This window comes from Amycolatopsis sp. NPDC049691, from assembly GCF_040675005.1.
Taxonomy (GTDB): Bacteria; Actinomycetota; Actinomycetes; order Mycobacteriales; family Pseudonocardiaceae; genus Amycolatopsis.
Window position 1 is genome coordinate 468194 of sequence record NZ_JBFANX010000005.1, and the last position, 21613, is coordinate 489806.

18 protein-coding genes and 2 pseudogenes are annotated in these 21613 nt (G+C 73.0%); 8 read left to right on the forward strand and 12 right to left on the reverse strand.

Annotation, left to right across the window (positions count from 1 at the left end):
* Positions 1 to 377: 377 nt before the first annotated feature.
* The 3 genes from AB0J40_RS14935 to AB0J40_RS14945 are packed head-to-tail and all read left to right on the forward strand — an operon-like array spanning position 378 to position 3407.
* Positions 378 to 1160 carry an IclR family transcriptional regulator gene (locus AB0J40_RS14935; protein WP_364452491.1) on the forward strand — a complete coding sequence of 261 codons (783 nt, stop codon included), beginning with the start codon at positions 378 to 380 and terminating at the stop codon, positions 1158 to 1160.
* Positions 1157 to 2842 (forward strand): lactate permease LctP family transporter, encoded by a 1686-nt coding sequence (locus AB0J40_RS14940; RefSeq protein WP_364452493.1) that lies wholly within the window; start codon positions 1157 to 1159, stop codon positions 2840 to 2842. The genes AB0J40_RS14935 and AB0J40_RS14940 overlap by 4 nt, the downstream gene beginning before the upstream one ends.
* Positions 2843 to 2852: 10 nt before the next feature.
* The gene (locus AB0J40_RS14945) at positions 2853 to 3407 is read left to right on the forward strand and encodes an HD domain-containing protein (protein WP_364452495.1); all 555 of its coding nucleotides are present in this window, start codon (positions 2853 to 2855) and stop codon (positions 3405 to 3407) included.
* Here the strand turns inward: AB0J40_RS14945 and AB0J40_RS14950 are convergent.
* From AB0J40_RS14950 to AB0J40_RS14965, 4 genes are read right to left on the reverse strand one after another with little or no spacing between them, the layout of a single operon-like run.
* Positions 3381 to 4181: a hypothetical protein gene (locus AB0J40_RS14950; protein WP_364452496.1), complete on the reverse strand. Its 801-nt coding sequence runs from the start codon at positions 4179 to 4181 to the stop codon at positions 3381 to 3383. The two genes, AB0J40_RS14945 and AB0J40_RS14950, sit on opposite strands and share 27 nt — an antisense overlap.
* Before the next feature lie 4 nt (positions 4182 to 4185).
* On the reverse strand, positions 4186 to 5451 hold the full coding sequence (locus tag AB0J40_RS14955) for an RNA polymerase sigma factor (RefSeq protein ID WP_364452498.1): 1266 nt from the start codon (positions 5449 to 5451) through the stop codon (positions 4186 to 4188).
* Between the two features lie 39 nt (positions 5452 to 5490).
* Positions 5491 to 5838: a YciI family protein gene (locus AB0J40_RS14960; protein ID WP_364452500.1), complete on the reverse strand. Its 348-nt coding sequence runs from the start codon at positions 5836 to 5838 to the stop codon at positions 5491 to 5493.
* Complete coding sequence (locus AB0J40_RS14965; protein ID WP_364452502.1) at positions 5838 to 6263, reverse strand: YciI family protein; 426 nt, start codon at positions 6261 to 6263, stop codon at positions 5838 to 5840. Before AB0J40_RS14965 ends, AB0J40_RS14960 begins: the two co-directional genes overlap by 1 nt.
* 146 nt (positions 6264 to 6409) lie before the next feature.
* Here AB0J40_RS14965 and AB0J40_RS14970 point away from each other — a divergent pair, with 146 nt between their 5' ends.
* Positions 6410 to 7384: a small ribosomal subunit Rsm22 family protein gene (locus AB0J40_RS14970; protein ID WP_364452505.1), complete on the forward strand. Its 975-nt coding sequence runs from the start codon at positions 6410 to 6412 to the stop codon at positions 7382 to 7384.
* Positions 7381 to 7953, forward strand: coding sequence for a dihydrofolate reductase family protein (locus AB0J40_RS14975; protein ID WP_364452507.1), 573 nt, complete (start codon positions 7381 to 7383; stop codon positions 7951 to 7953). The genes AB0J40_RS14970 and AB0J40_RS14975 overlap by 4 nt, the downstream gene beginning before the upstream one ends.
* Here AB0J40_RS14975 and AB0J40_RS14980 read toward each other — a convergent pair.
* Positions 7950 to 8786 (reverse strand): maleylpyruvate isomerase family mycothiol-dependent enzyme, encoded by an 837-nt coding sequence (locus tag AB0J40_RS14980; RefSeq protein WP_364452509.1) that lies wholly within the window; start codon positions 8784 to 8786, stop codon positions 7950 to 7952. The two genes, AB0J40_RS14975 and AB0J40_RS14980, sit on opposite strands and share 4 nt — an antisense overlap.
* Positions 8787 to 8850: 64 nt before the next feature.
* On the opposite strand from AB0J40_RS14980, the gene AB0J40_RS14985 reads away from it, so the two are divergent.
* Positions 8851 to 10176, forward strand: a complete 1326-nt coding sequence (locus AB0J40_RS14985) for a HAMP domain-containing sensor histidine kinase (RefSeq protein ID WP_364452511.1) — start codon at positions 8851 to 8853, stop codon at positions 10174 to 10176.
* A gap of 56 nt (positions 10177 to 10232) precedes the next feature.
* Positions 10233 to 11543 carry a DUF2079 domain-containing protein gene (locus AB0J40_RS14990; RefSeq protein WP_364452514.1) on the forward strand — a complete coding sequence of 437 codons (1311 nt, stop codon included), beginning with the start codon at positions 10233 to 10235 and terminating at the stop codon, positions 11541 to 11543.
* 124 nt (positions 11544 to 11667) lie between these two features.
* Here the strand turns inward: AB0J40_RS14990 and AB0J40_RS14995 are convergent, their stop codons facing one another.
* From AB0J40_RS14995 to AB0J40_RS15020, 6 genes are all read right to left on the reverse strand, one after another.
* Positions 11668 to 12225, reverse strand: coding sequence for a DUF4232 domain-containing protein (locus AB0J40_RS14995; RefSeq protein ID WP_364452595.1), 558 nt, complete (start codon positions 12223 to 12225; stop codon positions 11668 to 11670).
* A gap of 40 nt (positions 12226 to 12265) precedes the next feature.
* Positions 12266 to 12757: a DUF4232 domain-containing protein gene (locus AB0J40_RS15000; RefSeq protein ID WP_364452516.1), complete on the reverse strand. Its 492-nt coding sequence runs from the start codon at positions 12755 to 12757 to the stop codon at positions 12266 to 12268.
* A 131-nt stretch (positions 12758 to 12888) separates the two neighbouring features.
* A complete protein-coding gene (locus tag AB0J40_RS15005; protein WP_364452519.1) occupies positions 12889 to 15405 on the reverse strand; it encodes a CHAT domain-containing protein in 2517 nt (838 codons plus the stop codon).
* Positions 15406 to 15575: 170 nt separating this feature from the next.
* The gene (locus AB0J40_RS15010; protein WP_364452521.1) at positions 15576 to 16061 is read right to left on the reverse strand and encodes a hypothetical protein; all 486 of its coding nucleotides are present in this window, start codon (positions 16059 to 16061) and stop codon (positions 15576 to 15578) included.
* Positions 16058 to 16633 carry a sigma-70 family RNA polymerase sigma factor gene (locus AB0J40_RS15015; RefSeq protein WP_364452524.1) on the reverse strand — a complete coding sequence of 192 codons (576 nt, stop codon included), beginning with the start codon at positions 16631 to 16633 and terminating at the stop codon, positions 16058 to 16060. Before AB0J40_RS15015 ends, AB0J40_RS15010 begins: the two co-directional genes overlap by 4 nt.
* Positions 16630 to 18249 carry a S8 family serine peptidase gene (locus tag AB0J40_RS15020; RefSeq protein ID WP_364452525.1) on the reverse strand — a complete coding sequence of 540 codons (1620 nt, stop codon included), beginning with the start codon at positions 18247 to 18249 and terminating at the stop codon, positions 16630 to 16632. The genes AB0J40_RS15015 and AB0J40_RS15020 overlap by 4 nt, the downstream gene beginning before the upstream one ends.
* A 182-nt stretch (positions 18250 to 18431) precedes the next feature.
* Between AB0J40_RS15020 and AB0J40_RS15025 the strand changes: the two are divergent.
* A pseudogene (locus AB0J40_RS15025) lies at positions 18432 to 18602 on the forward strand (hypothetical protein); the annotation flags it as partial.
* Positions 18603 to 21519: 2917 nt separating this feature from the next.
* On the opposite strand, the pseudogene AB0J40_RS15030 reads toward AB0J40_RS15025, so the two are convergent.
* Positions 21520 to 21613, reverse strand: a pseudogene (locus tag AB0J40_RS15030) (SAM-dependent methyltransferase); the annotation flags it as partial.

Below are 21613 nucleotides of genomic sequence, written 5' to 3' on the forward strand. Positions count from 1 at the left end.
CCCGTCCCTGGGGGGCGTCCCGCTTCCAGCGTATCGCCCCCCACCGACAAACAAGCCCGAAAAGGCCCACCCGCTCCCGGCTTGTCCACATTACGACCGCCCTGTTGACAACTCCTCTACTCCCTTCACAACCCATTCACGAATCTGAACACCACGACTGTCGAACTTGTCGAACGCCCTCGAAACACGCTCCGCAACCGCCATAGGTAGGAAACTTAACCATCGGAGGTTGTACCAATTAGCGTCCGCAAGTAACCGCATTCTCCTGAGACGTTTCAAGATCTTCCGCCAATACATCGGAGGTGTTACCGTCCAACCCCACCCAGCGGAAATGCGTACCGCTGAGCGGAAACCGGGAACGTCCAACGGAGGGCAGCGTGGGACCGGAGCGCGGGCTGGAGAACAGCGGAACTCTCGAACGCGGGCTCGCGGTGCTCGAGCACGTGGGTCGGCACCAGGAGATTTCCACCAATGCGATCGCGCGGCAACTGGGGCTTTCCCGCAGTGCCGCCTACCGCATCGTCGGCACCCTGAAGAGCCTCGAATACCTCGAAGCCGACCAGGTCACCGGCCGGGTGCGGCTCGGGACGCGGCTCGTCGAACTCGGGGCGCGGGCCATGGCCGCCACCGACCTGCACCGCTGTGCGCCGCGGTACCTCGCGTCGCTCGCCGAACGGTCCGGGGAGACCACCTACCTCGCCGTTCCCGACAACGACACCATGGTCTACGTCGCCACCGAACGCAGCGCCAGCGCCGTCACCCTCGCCTGCCGGCTCGGCACCCGGCGCCCCCAGCACGCCACCTCGCTCGGGAAAGCCTGGCTCGCCGCGCTGCCCGAAGCCGATCGGGCCGAGCGCGTTCGGCGCATGAAACTGGACTCGCTCACGCTCAAGACGATCAACGATCCCCTGCGCCTGCTCGACGAGCTCGCCCGGACCAGCCGCCGCGGGTGGGCGATCGACGAGGTCGAGAACGAGCCGGACGTCGGGTGCGTCGCCGCCGCCGTGCGGGACCACTCCGGGCGGCCCATCGCCGCCATCAGCATCGCCGGGCCCGCGCCGCGCGTGCTGCGCCGGCTCGACGAACTCGGTGCCTCCGTCGCCGGCACCGCCGCCGCCCTTTCGCTGCGCCTCGGATATGTCCGGGGGCAGCGCGCATGACGTGGCTCCAGGACTACCAGCCGGCCGGCGGCCTGTGGCTCTCCGCGCTGCTCGCCGCGCTCCCGATCGTCGTGCTGCTCGTCGCGCTCGGTGTCGTCCGGCTCTCCGCGCACCTCTCGGCCGCGCTCGCGCTGGTCACCGCGCTCGGCGTCGCGCTGCTGCTGTACCGGATGCCGGCCGCGCTCGCGTTCGACTCCGCGGCCATGGGCGTCGTCTTCGGCGTGTGGTCGGTCGCGTGGATCGCGTTCCACGCCGTCTACTTCCACAACGTCACCGTCGCGACCGGCCGGTTCGACGCCATCAAGCGCGTGCTCGCCGGCTTCAGCGAAGACCGGCGGCTGCAGGCGCTGCTCATCGCGTTCGGCTTCGGCGCGCTGCTCGAAGGCGTCGCGGGCGGCGGGTCGCCGATCGCGATCACCGCCGCGATGATGGCCGCGCTCGGGTTCCCGCCGGTGAAGGCCGTCGTGCTGGCGCTGCTGGCGAACACCGCGCCCGTCGCGTTCGGCGGCCTCGGCAACCCGCTGATCGTGCTCGGCCGGCTGACCGCGCCGATCATGCACCTCAAGCAGGACCAGGCGACCGAGCTGTTCTCGGCGGCCGTCGGCCGCCAGGTTCCGGTGCTGGCGCTGATCATCCCCGCGTTCCTGGTCGTCGTCCTCGCCGGCTGGAAGCGCATGCTCGAGGTGTGGCCCGCGGTGCTGACCGCCGGGCTCGCGTTCGCAGCCATGCAGTTCGTCGCGTCCAACTACATCAGCGCGAGCCTGGTCGACGTCCTCGCCGCGCTCACCGCGATGGCCGCGCTGTGGGTCCTGACGCGGTTCTGGCAGCCCGCGTCGGTGTGGCGGTTCGACGGCGAAGAAAGCGCTGTCAAGAGCCTCGGGGCGGCGCGGTCCGAGCGTGGCGCGCTCTACGCGTGGATGCCTTACATCATCCTGATCCTGGCGATCTTCCTGTCCCGGATCGGGACGATCTTCAAGAATCTGCCGGCCTGGCTGGACCTGACGAAGCTGCTGCACAAGGCCGACTGGATCTTCGCGTGGCCGGGGCTGCACAACCACGTCGTCCAGCACCCGCCGATCACCGCGAAGAACGCGCCGTACGCGGCCACCTTCACCGTCGACTTCCTGTTCTCGCCGGGCACGGTCGCGCTGATCGCGGCGGTCGTCGCCGGGTTCGCGATGGGCGGCCGGGCGGGATTGCTGCTCAAGACGTACCGCGAGACGCTGTTCCAGATGCGCTGGGCGCTCGCGACGATCTTCATGATCCTGGCGATCGCGTTCGTGATGAACTACTCGGGCGCGACGCAGACGCTGGGCCTGGCCCTGGCGACGACGGGCGCGGTCTTCCCGCTGTTCTCGGCCTACATCGGCTGGCTGGGCGTGTTCCTGACCGGCTCGGACGCGTCGACGAACAGCCTGTTCGGCCCGATGCAGGTGATTTCGGCCCAGCAGCTGAACCTGAACCCGATCCTGGCCGGCGCGACGAACACCTCGGGCGGCGTGATGGGCAAGATGATCTCGCCGCAGAACCTCTCGATCGGCGCGACGGCGATCGGGCAGAGCGGCAAGGAAGGATCGCTGCTGCGGCAGACTTTCCTGTGGTCCCTGCTGCTGACCGCGGTCGTCGGGGTCATCTCCCTGCTGCAGGCGACGATCCTGACGGCGATGATCCCGGCGCCCTAGGCTGGGCGGCATGACGTTCGAGGGGTTGGCCGCGTTCGGCTACGAGCTGGGCCTGCTGAAGCGGGTCCGGCGGTCGGGCTGGTGGCACGCCGGGGTCCGCGACCCCGAGTCGGTGGGCGAGCACAGCCTGCGGGCGGCCCAGCTGGCGGCGCTGCTCGCGGCGGAGGAGGGTGCGTCGCCGGAGCGGGCGGCGTTCCTGGCGCTGTGGCACGACACGCAGGAGACCCGGACGGGTGACCTCCCGCTGACGGCCGTGGACTACCTGCGGAAACCGGAGCCGCGGGCGATCACGGCCGACCAGACCGACGGACTCCCGGCGCGGTCGAAGGACCTGGTCCGGGCGGCGGTCGACGAGTACGAGACCCGCGAGTCGGCCGAAGCGCGGTGCGCGAAGGACGCCGACAAGCTGGAGATGCTGCTGCAGGCGCTGGAGTACCGGGATGCCGGGGTGCGGCGCGTCGACGAGTGGATCGAGTCCGCACGGAAGGGACTGACGACGGAGACCGCGAAGCGGATCGCCGAAGCCGCGTTGACGTTGTCACCGCTCGCCTGGCGGGATCGGTGACTCCCAGGCACCCATCGCGGCCGAGCTGACCGTTCCGTCCGCGATGCTGTGCGCGATCATGCTGTGCGCTTGGCGGAACCGCTGCCGCGCCTGCGCGAACAGGTAGCCGTCGGCGAGCACCGTGGCCACCAGCAGGAGGGTCTTCACCCACGGCGGCACGGACAGGTCCACGCACACCGCGACCGCCAGCAACGGAAGTGGCAGCAGGAGGGAATCGCGGAACTCGCTTTCGCCCTTGAGCCTGCTGAACTCGGCGTACAGCTCGGGTTTCGCCACGACCAGCCGCGGCCACATGTAGAGCGCTTCCTGCACCGCCTCGAGCGTGAGCCGGTCGACCTCGTGCCGGTCGTCGCCGCGCGGGGTGGCGTCGGACGTCGTGCTCTCCTGGTGCCGCCGGTAGTCCAGGCGGATCCGGCCGCGCACTCGGGAGAGAGCCCGCGTGCTGATCGGCCGGAACACCGTGAGCGGCCCGCCCGGCCTGCGGTCGAGGTGCTCCGCCGTGAGCCGCCTCAGGTACGCGACGCTCAGCTGGAAGAACGCCGACTGCACGACGGTGCCGGTCACCTCGCCGACCAGCAGGCACAGCACGCTGATCGCCGCCAGCCGGCCACCGGTGCCGAACAGTTCCAGCAGCTCCAGCGCCGGCCGGCCCAGCAGTCCGGCCGACGGCGGGTGGTAGTGGCCGATCAGCAGCCAGCCGGCGCAGAACCACATGTAGCCGGCCACCAGCGCACTGCGGACGTCCCGGAAGCCCGGCAGCAGCGAGGCGAGCACGGCGTCAGCGGGCCACCGCCGTCGCGCGGTCGAGCAGCAGCGCCCGCTCGCGCGCGTTCTCCGTCATCTCCGCCGCCCGTCTGAACTCCTGCTCCGCCTCCTCGAGCCGGCCCAGTTTCTGCAGCAGGTCGCCGCGGACGCTCGGGAGCAGGTGGTAGTCCTTCAGCGCCGGGTCGTCGGCCACCGCGTCGACCACCGCCAAGCCCGCCGCGGGGCCGTTCGCCATCGCCACCGCGACCCCGCGGTTCAGCTCGATCACCGGGGACGGCTGAAGCTTGCCCAGCCCCTCGTACAACGCCGCGATGCGCGCCCAGTCCGTCTCCTCGGCGGTGCGGGCGCGCGCGTGGCACGCCGCGATCGCCGCCTGGGCGGAGTACGGGCCGTACGCGCCGTCGGCGATCTGCTCCGACAGCGTCAGCGCCGCCAGGCCGTGCTGGATCAGGAACCGGTCCCAGCGGGTGCGGTCCTGGTCGAGCAGCAGCACCGGCTCGCCGTTCGGGCCGGTGCGGGCCTTCGACCGCGACGACTGCAGCTCCATCAGCGCGACCAGGCCGTGCACCTCGGACTCGCCCGGCATCAGCCCGGCCAGCACGCGGCCGAGGCGCATCGCCTCCTCGCACAGCGCCGGCCGCATCCAGTCGTCGCCACGGGTGGCCGAATAGCCCTCGTTGAACACCAGGTAGATGACTTCGAGCACGGACGACAGCCGGGCGACGCGCTCGTCGCCCTCCGGGACCTCGAACGGCACCTTCGCCGCCGCCAGTGCCTTCTTCGCGCGCACGATCCGCTGCGCGATCGTCGACTCGCGGACGAGGAACGCGCGCGCGATCTCGTCAGTGGTCAGGCCGCCGAGCATCCGCAGCGTCAGCGCGACGCGGGCCTGCGTGTTCAGCACCGGGTGACACGCGACGAACAGCAGGCGCAGCAGGTCGTCCTCGATGTGGTCGTCGAGCGCGGCGTCGAAGTCGGGCAGGACGCCCTCGCCGACCCGCTCGCCGCGGCCGACCTCCTCGAGCTTCTCCGCGTACCGCTCGTTGCGGCGGAACTGGTCGATCGCGCGGCGCTTGGCGATGGTCATCAGCCAGGCGCCGGGGTTGCGCGGCACGCCGGACTCCGGCCACTGCTCCAGCGCCGCGACGAGCGCGTCCTGCGCCAGCTCTTCGGCGAGCCCGACGTCGCCGCGCGCCATGCGGGCCAGGCCCGCGATGAGCCGCGGCGATTCGATGCGCCAGACCGTCTCGACCGTGCTCCGGGTGTCCGCAACCGTCACCCGGCCATTCGACAGGGTGATCGGTCGCGGTGCAACCCACTACTCGGCGATGGGGCGGATCTCGATGACACCACCCTTCGCCTCGGGGTTCGGCGCGCGCTTCATCAGCGCGACGACGTCCTCGAGGGAATCCCCGTTGAGCACCCAGATCCCGGCGACGAGCTCCTTCGACTCGGCGAACGGCCCGTCGATGACCTTCGGTTCGGCGTCGCCCTCGAAGAGGACGCGCACGCCCTCGGAACTCGGGGTCAGCCCTTCGGCGAAGACGATCCGGCCGTCGTTCAACAGCTCTTCGTTGAACTTCGACATCATCTCCAGCTCTTCGCGGCTGGGCCCGACGCCGGCCTCGGACTCCGGGCTGGCCTTGACCATCACCAGGAAGCGCATCACTTCTCCCCGGCGCTCTGCGCGCGAAGCCGTCCTTCCAGCTCCTCGACCTCGGGCGTCATGTTCTCGAAGTCGGACGCCTCGGCGACGCGGCGGATCTCGACGACGCCGGCCTGGCCGTCGGGGTTCGGCATCCGCTTGATCCACTCGACGCACTCGTCGCGGTCGCGGCACTGGAGGATCCAGAAGCCGCCGACGAGCTCCTTGGTCTCGGCGAACGGCCCGTCGACGACCTTGGGGTCCTCGCTGCCCGAAAAGACGACCCGGGCGCCTTCCGAACTGGGCGTGAGGCCCTCGCCGGCGAGCAGGACGCCGGCCTTGACCAGCTCCTCGTTGAACTTGCCCATCTCGGCCAGCAGCTCGGCGCTCGGGCCGTGCCCGGCCTCGGACTCCTCGTTCGCCTTGACGATCACCATGAACCGCACAGCGGTCTCCCTTCGCTCGTTGCTGCCTACGCGTCGAACGGCCGCGCCCCGGATCGACAGCGTCCGCCGAAAAACTTTCCCGGCGGAAAACTAGCAGCTCAGGGCCGGTCCGGGCGGGCAATTCGGACAGGGGAGAATCGTCAGCCGTGGCGGTACTCCCCGATGACCTCTCCTCCGCGCTCGACGACGAGCTGGCCAGGCACCCGCTGGCCCGGCTGACGCAGTCCGTCGACCGGCTGAGCACGCGCTACCGCCAGGGTGACGCGGCGACCGCACCGATCCTCACCTCCGATGTCGACGTCGCCGCGTACGCCGGCTACCGGATGCCGGCCACCTACGCGGCCGTGCGCGCGGTGCTCGCCGAAGCCGCTCTGCGCGCGCCCGGGTTCGAGCCGCGGACCCAGCTCGACGTCGGCGGCGGCACCGGTGCGGCGGTCTGGGCGGCCGCCGCGGTCTGGCCGTCGCTGGCGAAGTGCACGGTCCTGGAGCAGGTCGCCGGGGCCATCGGCCTGGGCAAGCGGCTCGCGGCGGGCGCGTCGCTGCCCGCGGTCCGGGACGCCGAGTGGCGGCGCGGGTTCGTCGACCCGGCCGCGCCCGCGCCGGAGGCCGACCTCGTGACGCTGTCCTACGTGCTCGGCGAGCTGCCGGACGCCACCCGCGCGGACGTCGTGCGCTGGCTGGCCGGGTCGGCCGGGGCGGTCGCTCTGATCGAGCCCGGGACACCGGCGGGGTACGAACGGATCCGCGCCGCCCGCGCACGGCTGATCGAGCTGGGCCTGCACGTCGTCGCGCCGTGCCCGCACGACGCGGCGTGCCCGATCGTGCCCGGCGAGGACTGGTGCCACTTCGCCGCGCGGCTCCCCCGCTCGGGCCTGCACCGGCGGCTCAAGGCGGGGACGCTCGGGTTCGAGGACGAGAAGTTCGCCTACGTCGTCGCGTCGCGGTCGGCACCGGAGCGGCCGGCCGCGCGGATCATCCGGCACCCGAAGAAGCACAAGGGCTGGGTGGCGCTCGATCTGTGCACTTCGTCGGACGGTTTGACGCCCGGGGTGGCAGTCTCGAAGAAGCAGGGGCCGCGCTACCGGGCGGCCCGCGACGCGGAATGGGGGGACGGCTGGTGACGGTCATCGCGGAGATCAGCGTGTCGGCGGACGGGATCGTCGCGGGTCCGGACACGAGTCCCGACCACCGCCTCGGCCGCGACGGCGACCTGCTGCACGACTGGATGTTCGCCGGCACGGACGCCGACGCCGCGGTGGCGGCCCGGCTCTTCGACGGCGCGGGCGCGTTCATCGTCGGCCGCACGATGTTCGAGGCCGGCGAGGAGCCCTGGGGCGACGACGGGACGTTCAAGAAGCCGGTGTTCGTCGTGACCAGCCGGCCGCACGAGCCGGTGGTGAAGGGCCCGACGACGTTCACGTTCGTCACGGACGGCCCGGAAAGCGCCCTGCGCCAAGCGAAAGCCGCGGCGGGCGAGGAGAACGTGGTGGTGATGGGCGGCGGCACGACCATGCGGCAGTACCTGCTGGCGGGACTGGTGGACGAGCTGCGGCTGCACGTGGTCCCGGTGCTGTTCGGCGCGGGGGTCCGGCTGTTCGACGCGGCGGTCGGGGCGCACGTGAAGCTGGAGCGGGTGGCGGTCGAAGAGACGCCGAACGCGACCCACCTGACCTTCCGGGTCTCGAGCTAGGGCATCCGGACGGTCCGCAGGAACGCCGGCAGCAGCCACGGCCGCGGCCCGCCGATCCGCACGCCGCCGCTCAGCACCGCGCGGACGCGGGAAATGCGGCCGAACATCATCGGCACCAGCACCGCCGGGTCGAACGTCAACCGCACGTCCGCGGTCCCGTCCGGTTCCGCCAACCGCAACCTCCCGTGCTGCAGCGCCAGCACAGCAGGCACCGTCGACGCCGACCGGAACTCGACCGCGATCCGGCGCGGGGACGGCGTTGCGTCGTCCAGCAACCGGCCCATGTCGTTGCGCACCATGCCGAACAGGAACAGCTCCAGGAACAGCGCCTCGTGCGCCGCCGGGATCGGCCAGGGGCGGCGGACCGCGCGGGCGATGTCCAGGCCGTGGATCAGCATCTCGTTGACCAGGTGCGCGAGCACCCCCGCCACCGGCACGCGCGAACCGCCCAGCCACCACACCGGCTTCTCCGGGTCCAGGTCCTGGCTGACCAGCAGCACCTCCGCGATGTCCGCGCGCAGCCGCTCGGCCAGCCGCACCGGGTCGCGTTCCGGGTACAGCTCGAGCGCCAGCGCGTTCATCCGCGAGATCGTGTCGACGCTCGCCGCGTTGATCGGCTCCGCCAGGCCCGGCAGCGGCAGCGGACCGCCGTCGCCGCGGATCATCGCCGGGTACATCAGCGCGATCATCCCGACGTGGGCCGCCGTTTCGGCGATCGTCCACTCGCCGAGCGACGTCGCGTTCCCGTCGCGCACGCCGGCCACCAGGTCCGCGAACCGGGCGCCGGTCTCCGGCAGCGCCGCGCGCACCGCCTGCCACTTCTCGACCGTCACGGATTCGACGGTAGGAGCCCGGACGCCCGTCCCGGATCTCCGAAGGTGCGGTTATCTTCTGGGCATGATCCGGCTCCTGCCCCGGTCGACCCGGTGGCGGGTCGCCCTCTTCGCCGCGCTCGCGTCGGCGCTCGTCCTCGGCCTCGGGTCGTACTGGTTCGTGTCGACGCTGCAAAGCCCCCTCGAGAACAATGCCAGGGCCCGGGCGAGCGACAAGGTCGACACCCTGCTCGCCCTGCTGAACTCGGGGGTCGCCCCCGCCGACGTACCGCGGCAGTACGCCAAGGGCGGCGGGTACCTGATCAGCCGGGAGGCGGCCGACTGCTCGCTCGGCCGGCCGGAGCGGTTCTCCGGCGACGAGCCGGTCCGGGTCTACGCACCGGACTGCGTCATCGTCGAGCCGTTCGGCCTGGACGACCAGCTGTACAGCACCGCGCGGACGAAGGACCGCCGGTTCGCGGTCGTGGCGGCGGAGAACCTCGACCCGGTCGGCCTCGAAACCGTCGCCACCGCCGAGCGGATCCTCTGGGGCGGGGTGCCCGCGGCCGCGCTGCTCGTCGGCGGGGTCGCCTGGTTCGCCGTCCGGCGGTCGCTGCGCGCGGTGGGCGCCATCCGCGCGGAGGTCGACGGCGTGCGCGCGGGCGACCTCGGCCGCCGCGTCCCGGTGCCGGACTCCGGTGACGAGATCACCGAACTCGCCGTGACGATGAACGCGATGCTGGGCCGGCTCGACCGGTCGGTGCGGCGGCAGAGCCAGTTCACCGCGGACGCCTCGCACGAGCTGCGCACGCCGCTGGCGTCCCTGCGCACCCAGCTGGAGGTGCAGCTCGCCCACCCCGATCGCCTCGACTGGCGGCGCAGCTGCGAAAACGCCGTGCTCGACGTGACGCGGATGGAGACGCTGGCCGCGGACCTGCTGCTGCTCAGCAAGCTCGACGCCGACCAGCCGGCCGGCGCCGCACCGGTGGCGCTGGCGGACCTGGTGACCGAGCACGTCGCCGCGCGAGTCCCGTACGACGGCCTCCAGGTGCACCTCGAAGCGTCGCCGGTGGTGCGCGGGAACGCCGGGCGGCTGGAGCGCGTGCTGCGCAACCTCGTCGACAACGCCGAACGCCACGCCAAGAGCCGCGTCACGATCGCGCTCACCGCGTCGGACGGCCAGAGCGTGCTGACGGTCCAGGACGACGGGCCCGGTATCCCGGCCGAAGACCGGGAACGCGTCTTCGACCGGTTCGTGCGGCTCGACGCCGACCGCGCCCGCGAGGACGACGGCGGCGCCGGGCTGGGCCTGGCGATCGCCGCGGAGGTCGCGCGGTCGCACGGCGGCACCCTGAAAGTCGCCGACAGCACGTCCGGCGCGCGCCTGGAGCTGCGGCTCCCGCTTGCCTGAAGACGTCTTCAGCTCGCTTAAGCTCCGGTTCAGCGTGGCCCCAAGACCATCCCGCCATGCTGATCGACTTCGCACCGGTCCAGGTGCGTACGCGCGCGCTCCCCTTCCTCGTCGCCGCGGTCGCCTTCGCCGGGTACGCCGCCTGGTCGCTGGAGCGGCTGCGGACGTTCGACGCGAGCGGGTTCGACCTGGGGATCTTCGAGCAGATCGTCCGGTCGTACGCGCACGGGCACTGGCCGGTGGCGGACCTGCTCGGCCCGGGCGCGCCGGGGCTCGGCGACCACTTCCACCCGATCCTGGCGCTGCTGGCGCCGTGCTACCTGCTCTGGCCGTCGCCGGCGTGCCTGCTCCTCGCGCAGGCCTTCCTCTTCGCGATTTCCGCGGTACCCGTGACGCGGTGCGCCGTGCAGGTGCTCGGCACCCGCCGGGGCGCGGTCGTCGGCGCGGGGTACGTGCTGTCGTGGGGGCTGCTGTCCGCGGTGAACTTCGACTTCCACGAAGTCTGCTTCGCCGTCCCGATGGTGGCGTTCGCCGCGGAGCACCTGCTGCGCGAACGGTGGCGCGCGGCGGTCTGGTGCGCGCTGCCCTTGGTGCTGGTCAAGGAGGACCTGCCGCTGACGCTCGCCGCGGTGGGCGCCGTGCTGGTGCTCAACCGGCAGCGCCGGCTCGGCTGGGCGGTGCTGGTCTTCGGGGTGACGTGCTCGGCGCTGCTGTTCCTGGTCGTCCTGCCCGCGCTGAACCCGGCGGGCGCCTACGCGCACAACGGCGGCTTCAACCCGTTCGGCGGCGCGATCGTGAAGGTCTCGATGCTGCTGGCCTTGGTGGTGCCGACCGGGTTCGCCGCGCTGCGGTCGCCGTTGCTGCTGCTGGCGGTGCCGACGCTGCTATGGCGGCTGGTGTCGGCGAACGACCGCTACTGGGGCATGGGCTACCACTACAGCGCGGTGCTGATGCCGATCGTGTTCATAGCGGGTCTGCACGGCGCCCGGAAAGCGGCGGCCCGGCTGCTGCCGGCGTGCGCGTTGCTCGCCGGGCTGGCTTCGCTGGCCCTCCAGGCGGCGCACGTGACGGAAGGGGTGTGGACACCGTCGCAGCGAGCCGGCATCGACGCGGTGCTGACGCGCATCCCGGACGGCGCCACGGTCCTGGCGTCGAACCGGCTGGCCCCGCGGCTGACGTCCCGCTGCACGGTGCTGTTCTTCGACGGGGTGACGCGGGAGCGGCCGGAGTGGGTGGTGGTGGCCCGCCCGGAACAGTCGTGGCCGACGACCTTGGCCACGAAGGCCCTCGCGCTGGACGACCTGGCGGACACGGGGTACCTGCGCGTCGACGAGACGGACTCCGTCGTGCTGCTCCACCGTGAGTAGAAGACACCGCAGCGGTAACCGGCCGGTCGGGGGGCGTGCCGGCCGGTTACCGCCGCACGAAGAAAGAGGGGGCCCCACGCCGAGAATGACGCGCGGCCCCCTGCTTCACCCGATCGAGTGACAATCAGGCTGGATCGGCCAGGATGCCGTTGACGTACGAACCCGGGTGCGTGGCCGCGTCCTGGCGGAGGACCGGCAGGTCGGCCGGCCACCGCGCGGTGAGCGCGGACGTCGACCCCGGCGGGATCGTGTTCAGCTTCGCCGGCGTCCACGCCGGCTCGCCGGGTGCCGGCTTGAGGACCGTGATCGTCGCCGACGCCGTCGTCCCGGCCGTGACCTCGTTGTACTTCACGCCGTTGTCGATGCGCGGCAGGTGGTAGACCGGGCCGAACGTCGCGTCGTCCGGGCCGACCAGGTCGACGCCCGGCACGCCGTACAGGCCGCACGTGTGGTCCGTCGTGTTGCGGTAGGTCAGCGGGATGTCGTACTGGCCCGGCGCGTCGTTCTTCTCGGCCGGCTTGCCCAGCAGGACTTCCAGGTCGGCCGTCGTGCAGCGCGGCGTCGCCGTCGACGCCGCCGCGACGCCACCCCCGGCCCCGCCCGCCGCGGGAGCGACGGGCGCCGGAGCCGCCGTCGACGTCCCGCACGCCGCCAGCGCGAACGCGCTCGCCGCCGTGCCGATCCCATCAGGATGCGCTTCATGTGGATTCCCCTCCCCGAGTTCAGTTGCCGACCGGCGTGACCTGGACCGTGCCGCCCTTGACGGCCGCCCCCGCGGGCCAGGCGACGCTCACCGGCTGACCGAACGGTCCGGTCGGCAGGTCGAACGTCACGAAGTCCGGCGCGGCCGACGGCGCCGCCGCCGAGCGCTGGACGATCCGCGACTCGGCCGGGTGGCCGTCGCGCAGGTTCACCGGCAGCGCCTCGCTGCCGTCGGTCGCCACGGTGACCGGCAGCCGCCGCCCGCCGGCCAGGAAGGCCACCGCCGTCGGCGCGCCTTCCAGCTTGCAGTTCGTCGTCGGTGCCGCCGCGGTGTAGGTCAGCACGTAAGCCTCGTGCCCGGCGGCGTGCGACGGGTCCGGTGCCACCGACACGCGGACGTCCGAAGCCCCGCACGGGTGGTCACTCGGCATGGCGTTCGCGGCCCCGGCCGCCAGCACCAGCCCGCCGGCCACCAGACCCCCGGTGAGCAACGCGGTCGCAGTGCGCTTCATGGTCGTCCTCCCTCGTTCCGTGATCAACTGGACTCACTGGAGGAGATGCCCGGGCCCCGCCCCGGGATGCGCCGGGATGGGGTCGATCACCGGAAAGCAACCTCGGTGAACCCCGTGCGTCGAAAGGAATGTCAGCTGCGGCCGAAGCAGACGAACGGCATCAGCGGCTCCGCCTGGGCCGCGTCGGCCAGGGCACGCGCAGGGGGCGTGCCCGCCGACAGCGCGCGGTGGTAGGCCAGCATGACCCCGCCCGCCGTCCGGTCGTCGACCCGCGCCACGCTCGAAACCACGGTCCGGCTGCCGCCGTAGAGCAACGCCGCCGTGAAGCCGAGGACCTCGTCGCCCGCGCGGACCACCGCCTGGCCGACGTCGCACGACGACAGCACCACGTGCTCCGGCGCCGTCGAAAGCTGCTGGACGTCATAGGCCATCAGCGGCCCGTCGGCCAGGTTGAGCCGGGAGAACAGCACGTTCTCCTGCTCGTGGTGGCCGTGCGCGGCGAAGTGCGCGAGGCGGCAGCCGTCGAACGCCTTGAGCGTCGCCGCGACCGTCGCGTCCGGCCCGGTCAGCACCTCGGCCTCCGGGTAGAGCGGCGCGAGCAGCGAAACCTCGGTCTCCGCGTGGGTCAGGTCCGAACCGGCCACCAGCAGCGGCGCGCCGGTCGCCCGGCGTGGCCGGCGGCCCGCGTCGAGCCAGGCCGACGACGACGGCGTCACCGTCACCGGCCGGCCGTGCAGCGTGGGCAGCAGGCCCCACGGGATGGCCGAGAGCGCACCCGTCGGCACCACGACGACGTCGAGGTCGCCCAGCCGGGCGGCCAGGGGGGCCAGCAGGATCGAGTCGAGCGCGGTGACCTGCGTGCGCACCGACCGGCGGATGACCTGGTCGAGCTTCGCCGGCAGCTGGCGCCCGCACAACGCGTCGAGGTCGCTGTGCAGCCGCGCGACCGGTTCGGCGACGGCCGAAGCCGGGCCCAGCTCGATCAGCGCGACGCGGTGGTTCGCGATCACCTGCGCGCACAACGCGCCGTGGTCGGCGAGGAAGCAGACCATCGCGCTGCCGGTCGCGGCGAGCTCGTCGCCGACCTCACGCAGCTTCGCCTCGGGGTGGTCGACGTCGGTGCCCTCGGCCTGCCAGCCCTTGGCGCGGATCTCGCGTTCCAGCGCGGCGCACCGCTTGACGGCGTGGGCGTCCGGCTTGCCGGACAGCTCGCCGGCGCGGATCTGCATCGAGAGGTACCGCAGCTCGGCGACGGCGTCGACGGTCTCCGGGTGCGCGGGCGGGCGCACCGGCCGGAAGCGGAACGCCTGCGCGCGCGAGCGGTCGAGCCACCGGAACACGACGCCGGGCGAACGCTGGGCGAGCGCGGCGGCGAGGCCGGCGTCGGCGAGTTCCTTGCCGAGCGACGTCGTCCCGGTCTGCAGGTCGATGCTGCCGAACCGGCCGCGGTGGCGCTCCAGCTGCGTCAACCCGGCCCGCGCGTTCGCGAAGGTGACGCGCCGGTCGCCGCTCGCGGCCCCGAGTTCGGCCAGCGCCAGCCGGCGCACCAGCCGGTTTTCCAGCGGCGCGGCCCGGCGGTCGCGCGGGGCGATGCCGGCGCGGGCGCCGTCGAGGTCGCCGAGCGCGATGCGCGCGCGGGCCGCCAGGAGCGCGGCGATTTCGGCGTCGTTGCGCAGGCCCAGCCCGGTGAGCCGGTCGGCCAGGGCGGTCGCTTCGGTGGCGACGCGGGCGATCCGCCGTCCGGCCGCGAAGTCCGCGCGCAGCACGGTCAGCTGCGCGACCGCGGCCCAGGTTTCGTTGCCCCGACGGCGAAATCTCCGTTCGGCGCGCCCGGCCCAGCCGCGCGCGGCCGCCGGGTCACCGCTGGCCAGCGCGGCCAGGGCGCGGGTCAGCTCGGCTTCGGCGTGCTCCTGGTTCATCCGCAGCCGCGGGAACTGCTCGAGGGCGGCGTCGAGTTCGGCGGCGGCTTCCTGCGGCAGCCCCGCGGCGAGGAGCGCGCGGGCCTTGTCGACGGCCAGCACCGGCAGCATCCCGACGCTCTGTTCGGCGTAGAACCCGCTCGCCGCATCGAAGTCCCGCAGCGCGCCGGGGATGTCTCCGGTGAGGACGCGCGCCTGGCCGCGGCCGTGCGCGGCTTTGGCGAAGATGCGTTCCAGGCCCTCTTCCGACGCCTGCCCGGCGCCGATCTGCTCGCACTGGTCGAGATCGGCGAGCGCGAGCCGGACGCGGCCGGCGTACTGGTGCAGCATGGCGCGGTTGAGCAGCGTCCTGGCGAGCACGACGAACTCGCCGGCCTGGCGCAGCAGCGGGATCGCTTCGTCGAAGCAGACCAAGGCTTCGTCCATCCGGCCGATCAGGATGAAGACGAGACCCCGTTGCTGGCGCAGGATCCCGCGCCCGGCGTCGGAGACGAGGACGTCGGCTTCGTCGAGCAGGGCCAGGCCGCGGGTGCTGTTGCCGAGCGCGGTTTCGACGGCGGCGTACGTGCCGAGGACGCGCGTGGCGAGGTCCGTCCAGGCCGGCCAGTCCGGCGGCGGCTGCGCGGCGGGCAGGCCGAGCAGCCTTGCGGCGGAACGGATCAGGCGCCCGCCGACGACCGGCTGGCCGTTGTTGGTCGCCGCGACCGCCCGCCGATGCAGGTCGCGCACCCGGTCTTCCGCCCTCGGCGAAGCGACCACAGGCTGCCCTTCCGGCCGGGGCCGTCCCCCTCGGCCGAGAAGGACGCCCCGGATCGTACCTCCGGGCCGTGGCGGTCCGGGGGTTTTCGCCGGGTGGACAGATTTTCACTTGTGGGCGCGGCAACCGGGCCGCTTCCGCCTTAAAGCTCGACCGCCGGGGTGCTCACCGTCCTCGACCGACCCAGGGTCCGCACCAGCACCTGCACCATCCCGTGCGGCACGCCGCTCACCGCGAACCGCCCCTCGGCGTCCGAACTGGTCGTCAACGGGCCGCCCGCCGTGCGGACCTCGATCGGGTGTTCCGCCGGGGGTGTCAGCCACCCGTCCAGCCGGATCGTCCCGCCGGCCTCGGGGCTCACGTTCACCATGATCGTCAGGCTTTCGCTGTCGAACGTGATCAGCCGGCCCTGCTCCGCGGCGCTTCGCGCGCCCGCCAGTCCCTCCTGTTCCCGGATCCGCATCACTTCGAGGTCGACGTCCTCCAGCTGGATCGCGAAGCGGATCTGCTCCACCAGCGTGGCGGGCATCGGGTCGGCGTCTTCCCACAGCTCGCGCAACCCGGCCAGCAGCCGGAAGTCGAGCTCGTCCAAGGGCTCGTTCGCGCCGGGTGGTTCGACGGTGGTCACAGCCAATCTCCTTCGCCGTTGGCGAGTAGCTGCTCGCGCAGGCGCGCGAGGCAACGTCCCCTGGTCGGGCCGATACTCCCCCTCGGCATTCCCAGCCGGGCGCCCACTTCGGCGTAGTCCGGCCGGTGCACGAACGCGACGATCCGCAGCAGGCTGCGGCAGCGTTCGGGCAAGGCGTCGACCGCGCGCCAAAGTCGCGCGCGCTGGTCGTCGCGCAGCACCCCCTCCTCGGGTGCCGGTGACGCTTCGGCCAGCCGCTCCGGAAGCTCCGGCAGCGGCCGCTCGACCTGGCGTTTTTCCCCAGCCCGCCAGGCCTCCCGTTTGGTCACGGTGATCAGCCAGCCGGTCAGCGCGACCGGCGAGCGGATCTCCGCGAACGAACCGAGCAGGCGCAGCCACGCCGTCTGCACGACGTCGGCCGCCTGATCGGCGTCCAGCCCCTGATCGCGCGCGACCTGCCAGAGCAGCGGCGTGAGCAGGGAAACCAGTTCGTCCAGCGCCGCGCGGTCACCCGACCGCGCGGCGTCGAACAGGGCCGCTACCCGGCTGTGGTCGGTCTTGGCCACGTTCACAGCGAGCCCAGCGCGGCCCAGGCGCGCTTGACGACGGTGTCGCGGTCGACCGTCGCCAGGTCGCCGGAGTGGACCAGCGCCTTGGCGATCTCGGCGGCGGCGAGCGGCGCCGCGAACGACGTCCCGTCCCAGACCGCGAAGCCGGCGCTGTAGTCGTCCGGGTCGAAGGAACCGCGGCCGGGCAGCTCGTGGTCGGCGGCCGCGCTGCCGCGGACGTCGTCCGGGTACGTGCTGACGATGCCGGCGCCGGTCGCCCAGCAGCGCACCCACGGGCCTTCGTTCGAGAACAGCGCCCGGCTCGCGCCGACGTCGGGGTTGAGCGCGCCGACGCTGATCACCTGCGGGCCGCAGCCGCTGCCGAGCGGCTGGTCGGCGAACGCCGCCGGGTAGAAGCGGCGGGTGGTGGCGTCGTTGCCCGCGGCCGCGACGACCAGCACGCCCAGCGAGAGCAGGTCGGCGATCGCCGCGCCGAAGAGGCCGGTGAACGCGACGTCCGCCGGGTCTTCGGCGTAGTAGCCCATCGAGAGCGAGACGATGTCGACCATGTCCTCGGGCCGGCCGTTCGCCTGCGCGTTCCGGACGCGGTCGGCCAGCAGGTGCAGCGCCAGCAGCACGTCGGCCTCGTACGCGACGCCGTCGCTGTGCACGACGCGGATCGCGAGGGTGTCGGCCTCGGGGCAGGCCTGCCGGATGATGCCGGCGATGAACAGGCCGTGGCCGGTGTCGGTGTCGATGTCGCCGATCAGCGGCTGGCCGGTCGTCGGCGCGTCCCAGTAGTCCTCGAGCAGCTGGGTCGGCACGGTGCCGGACGCGAGCTCGGCCTGCCGGATCGCCGCCTGGATGTCGGGGGCGACGCGGAGGCCGGAGCCGGCGGGCGGCGGTCCGCCGCGGTCGGGCAGCCCGAACCACCGGTGCGGGCCGATGCCGGTGTCGAGCACGGCGATCACCGGGCGCCGGTGCGCGGGCTTCTTGCTGCGGTAGGGCGGGTCCGCGGCCAGCGTCACCGGGATCCGGTTGGCGCCGTGGGTGCGCCCGTACGAGCTGCCGGCGCCGAACCCGCTGGTCTCCCACGGCGTGCCGCCGAGACCGCTGGTCTCCCACGGCACCCCGCCGAACACCGGCGAGGTGAACAGCAGGTGCTCGACGGACACCCGCGCGACGATCTCCGGGTCGATCTCGGGCTTCTCCCCGGCCGCGGCCGAGCGCAGCAGCTGCAGCGCCTTCCAGCAGTCGACGACGACGGGGTCGGCGTCCTCGCGGACGTTCAGCAGCGCGCGGGCGGGCAGGTCGTCGAGCTGCCGGGCGCGCGCGTACTCCGTCGAGTCGCCGCCCTGGTCGGCGGGCGCGGCGTAGATGCCGATGCGGGCGAGCACCCGGTTGATCGCGGTCAGGGTCTCCTGGTCGCGCAGGTACCGGTTGGGGAGCAGGAAGGCGCCCGGCCGGTACACGGTCGTGCGCGGAGCCGGCCGCCCGGCGGCGACGACCGCCGTTGCCGGGTCGAGCACCCGCGCGCCGTGCCGGTCGAGCAACTGTCTGGGCGGGGTCGGGAGCTCGTTGAGCGTGCTCGCGTCCTCCGCCGCTTCCGCGGTCTCGTCCCGCACGAACTTGACGACCATCGGGTCCACCCTCCGCCATTGATCACTGATGGCACCCGGGAAAGACCCGTGGGCCGCCACTGGGATACGACACCGACATCACGAATGGGTAACGACGACGGCAAACGGGTGAAGACGTATCTGACGGGTCCGCCTCACCCACTTGGCCCCGGGAAGTCACGGATGCATTCGGGGAGATCAGCATGGTTCTGCTCCGGTCGAGCGCGCGGGAGGCGGAGCGGCCGACGCCGGTCCGGGGGCTGGGTGGCGCGTTCACCACGGACCCGGCCACCGGGGGCGGCAGCTTCGCGGTGCCGCTCGACCTGCCGCCGGGTCCCGGCGGCAGCGCGCCCGCGCTGGCGCTGCGCTACACGACCGGCGCGCCGAACGGCGTCTTCGGCGGCGGGTTCGCGCTGCCGCTGCCGCACGTCCGGCTGACCGACGGCCGCGCGCGCTCCGGCGACGAGGGCAGGCTCGTCCGCCGCGGCGACGGTTTCGTGCTCACCACCCGTTCGGGGGTCCGGCACCTGCTCGGCACGACCGACGGCGGCCGGTCCGCCGGCACCGCCTGGTACCTCGAACGGACCGAGGACTCGTTCGGGAACGCCGTGGACTTCGGCTGGGCCCACCACAGCGGGCAGGCGTACCTCGCCCGCGTGTCCTACGGCCCGTACGAAGTCGGCTTCACCTACGAGGAACGGCCGGACGTGCTGCGCTGGGGCCGCAGCGGCACCCTCGTCACGACGGCGTTGCGCTGCACCCGCGTCGACCTGCGGGTACCGGCCGACGCGCGGCCGCTCGTCCGCCGGTGGCACCTCGGCTACGACGAGGACGGCGTCACCGGCGCTTCGCTGCTGACGTCGGTCGCGCTCACCGGGTTCGACGCGCACGGCGCCGAGGCGGCCGCGCCGGTGCTGCGGCTGGCCTACGCCCGCGCGGAACCGCCGGCCCCGCGGCGGGTCCATGTCGCCGCGCCGGCCCGGACCGGCGGTGGGGGTGGCGGCGTGCTGTTGCTCGACGACTCCGTGCCCTGCTACTCCCTCGACCCCGCCGACCTCCCGCGCACCGGGCGGCTGAGCGAGATCGACAACGGGCTCGGGCTGGTCACCTCGGTCGAGTACGCGACCGTCGAGACGGTCCCGGTGGTCCGGCGCGTCACGCGGCACGAGGCCGTCACGGGGCAGACCGGCGTGACGGAGTTCGCCTACCACGACGGCTTCGGGCGCGTCGTCCAGGACGAGCTCGGCGACGAGTACGCGCCGACGCTGCGGACCGTGCGCTGGTTCGGCGACGGCGGGCTCCTCGACAAGGAGGAGCACTACGGCCTCGACGGGTCCGCGCTGGAGAACCGGCCGTACGTCCGGGTCGAGCACGCTCGCCGTCCGAAGTGGACTCGTTCGGTGACGACCGATTTCGAGCGCCGCGAGCGGCCGGTCTCGGTGACCACGACGGAGACGGACTTCGACACCGCCGGCAACCCGGTCCGGGAGGTGGAAACCGTAAAGCGGCCGGGCCGCGAGCCGATCGTCCGCGACACGCGCACGACGTATGCGACGGCTCCCGAGCGCCGGTTCGCCGCGCTGCCCGCGCGCGTCCGCACGGTCGACGGAGCCGGGAAAGTCCTGTCGGACACGGTGTTCCGGTACGACGAGCGGCCCGACGGCGCCGCCGGGTCCCACGGCCTGCTCACCGCGCGGGAGGAGCTGGCACTCACCAACGCGCTCGTCGCCGGCGTCTACGGCCCGGTCGTGCCGGACTTCCGGCACCACGGCTACCACCGCCGCCCCGGCGAGGACGGCTGGTGGGTGACGACGTTCCACGGGCGGCTCGACACCGTCGCCGGGCTGCGCACCACGACGACCGGGCCGCACGGCCACACCCACGAAGTGCGGTACTCGGCCGACCGGTGCTTCCCGGAGGTGTTCTCGGACCCGCTCGGGAACGTGACGGTGACGCGGTACGACGTCCGCACGGCGCGGGTGTGCGAGGTGACCGACCCGGCGGGCGCGGTGACCACGGTGACGCACGATCCGCTGGGGCGGCTGGAAACCGTGGTGCGGCCGGGTGATTCGGCGGACCTGCCGACGGTCCGGTACCGCTACGAAGGCGCCCGGGTGACGACCGAGCAGCGCGCGGTGTCCGGCGAGGCCGAGGTGCTGGTCACCTCGGAACTGCGCGACGGCACCGGCAGGCTGCTGCAGCGCCGGCACGCCGAGCTGCTCGGCGACGTCGTCGACGAGCACCACGAGTACTGCGCGCGCGGCCTGGTGTGCCGGACGAGCCGGGCGTTCCGCGCCGGGTCGCGAGCGGAGGGCTTCGAGGAGTTCCGCTACGACGCACTGGGCCGTCCACTGGGGACGTCCACATCGGACAGTCCGGCGCCGGTCGTGCGGGACTTGCTGGGCCGGGAACTGCGGGACGCCGAGGGGGTCGTGCACGCGCGGGACGCGGCGGGCAACGCGGTCGAGACGCGGACCGCGAGCGGGCACACGGTGTACCGCGTGCACGACGCGGCCGACCGGGTGGTCGCGGTGCTGGTCGACGACCCGGGCGGTACGCCGGTCACGACGTTCACCTACCACGATGGCGGGTTGCCGGTGCCCCTGGAAGCGGGCCCGCACAGCTGCGGGCGGCTGGTGCGCGTCGCCGACGAATCCGGCGTGACGCTGTTCGGCTACGACCCGCTCGGCCACCCGGTCCAGCGGCGCTGGCGGCCGGCGCACATCGCCGTCGAGTACCGGCTGGACGTCGCCCGCCGGGCCGACGGGCGACTGTCCGAAGTGGTCTACCCGGACGCCGGCGACGGGCGGCTGACGGTCCGCCACCAGTACGACGAGGTCGGCCGGCTGGTGAGCGTGCCGGGGTTCGTCGACGCGGTCCAGTACGACCTGCGCGGCCGCCGGACGGCGGTGCACTACGCGAACGGCGTCAGCGAGCACTTCACGCCGGAGCACGTGGTCCGGGGCCCGGGCTGGTTGCGCTCGATCGCACCGGGGGCGCCGCCGGCGCCGCGGCCGGGCAGCGAGATCCGGGACGCGTTCGACCGGCTGCGCGGAGTGCACGGCGACGACGGCGTCAACGCGCTGTACGGCTACGACCACACGGGCCGCCGGGTCCGCACGCTGACGACGAACGGAACGCACATCCACGAGATCCTGACGCCGGACGACCTGTACGCGATCGAGGACGGCGAGCTGGTGGTCGTGGTGGCGGGCACGGTCCGCCAGTACGCGGACGGCCACCGCGAGTACCTGCACTTCGACGAGCGTGACGAGATCGCCCTGATCACCCGTCGAGCAGGATCCGGCCGTGCGCGACGGCCACCGGCTCGTTGTCGACGTAGACGCAGCGGCTGTCGTCGGCGTTCTCGTCGGCCACCTCGTGG

Coding starts and splice junctions, on each gene's coding strand:
- AB0J40_RS14940 (WP_364452493.1), top strand. CDS start 1,157: ATGACGTGGCTCCAGGACTACCAGCCGGCCGGCGGCCTGTGGCTCTCC.
- AB0J40_RS14945 (WP_364452495.1), top strand. CDS start 2,853: ATGACGTTCGAGGGGTTGGCCGCGTTCGGCTACGAGCTGGGCCTGCTG.
- AB0J40_RS14960 (WP_364452500.1), bottom strand. CDS start 5,838: ATGCGCTTCCTGGTGATGGTCAAGGCCAGCCCGGAGTCCGAGGCCGGC.
- AB0J40_RS14985 (WP_364452511.1), top strand. CDS start 8,851: ATGATCCGGCTCCTGCCCCGGTCGACCCGGTGGCGGGTCGCCCTCTTC.
- AB0J40_RS14990 (WP_364452514.1), top strand. CDS start 10,233: ATGCTGATCGACTTCGCACCGGTCCAGGTGCGTACGCGCGCGCTCCCC.
- AB0J40_RS15000 (WP_364452516.1), bottom strand. CDS start 12,757: ATGAAGCGCACTGCGACCGCGTTGCTCACCGGGGGTCTGGTGGCCGGC.
- AB0J40_RS15020 (WP_364452525.1), bottom strand. CDS start 18,249: ATGGTCGTCAAGTTCGTGCGGGACGAGACCGCGGAAGCGGCGGAGGAC.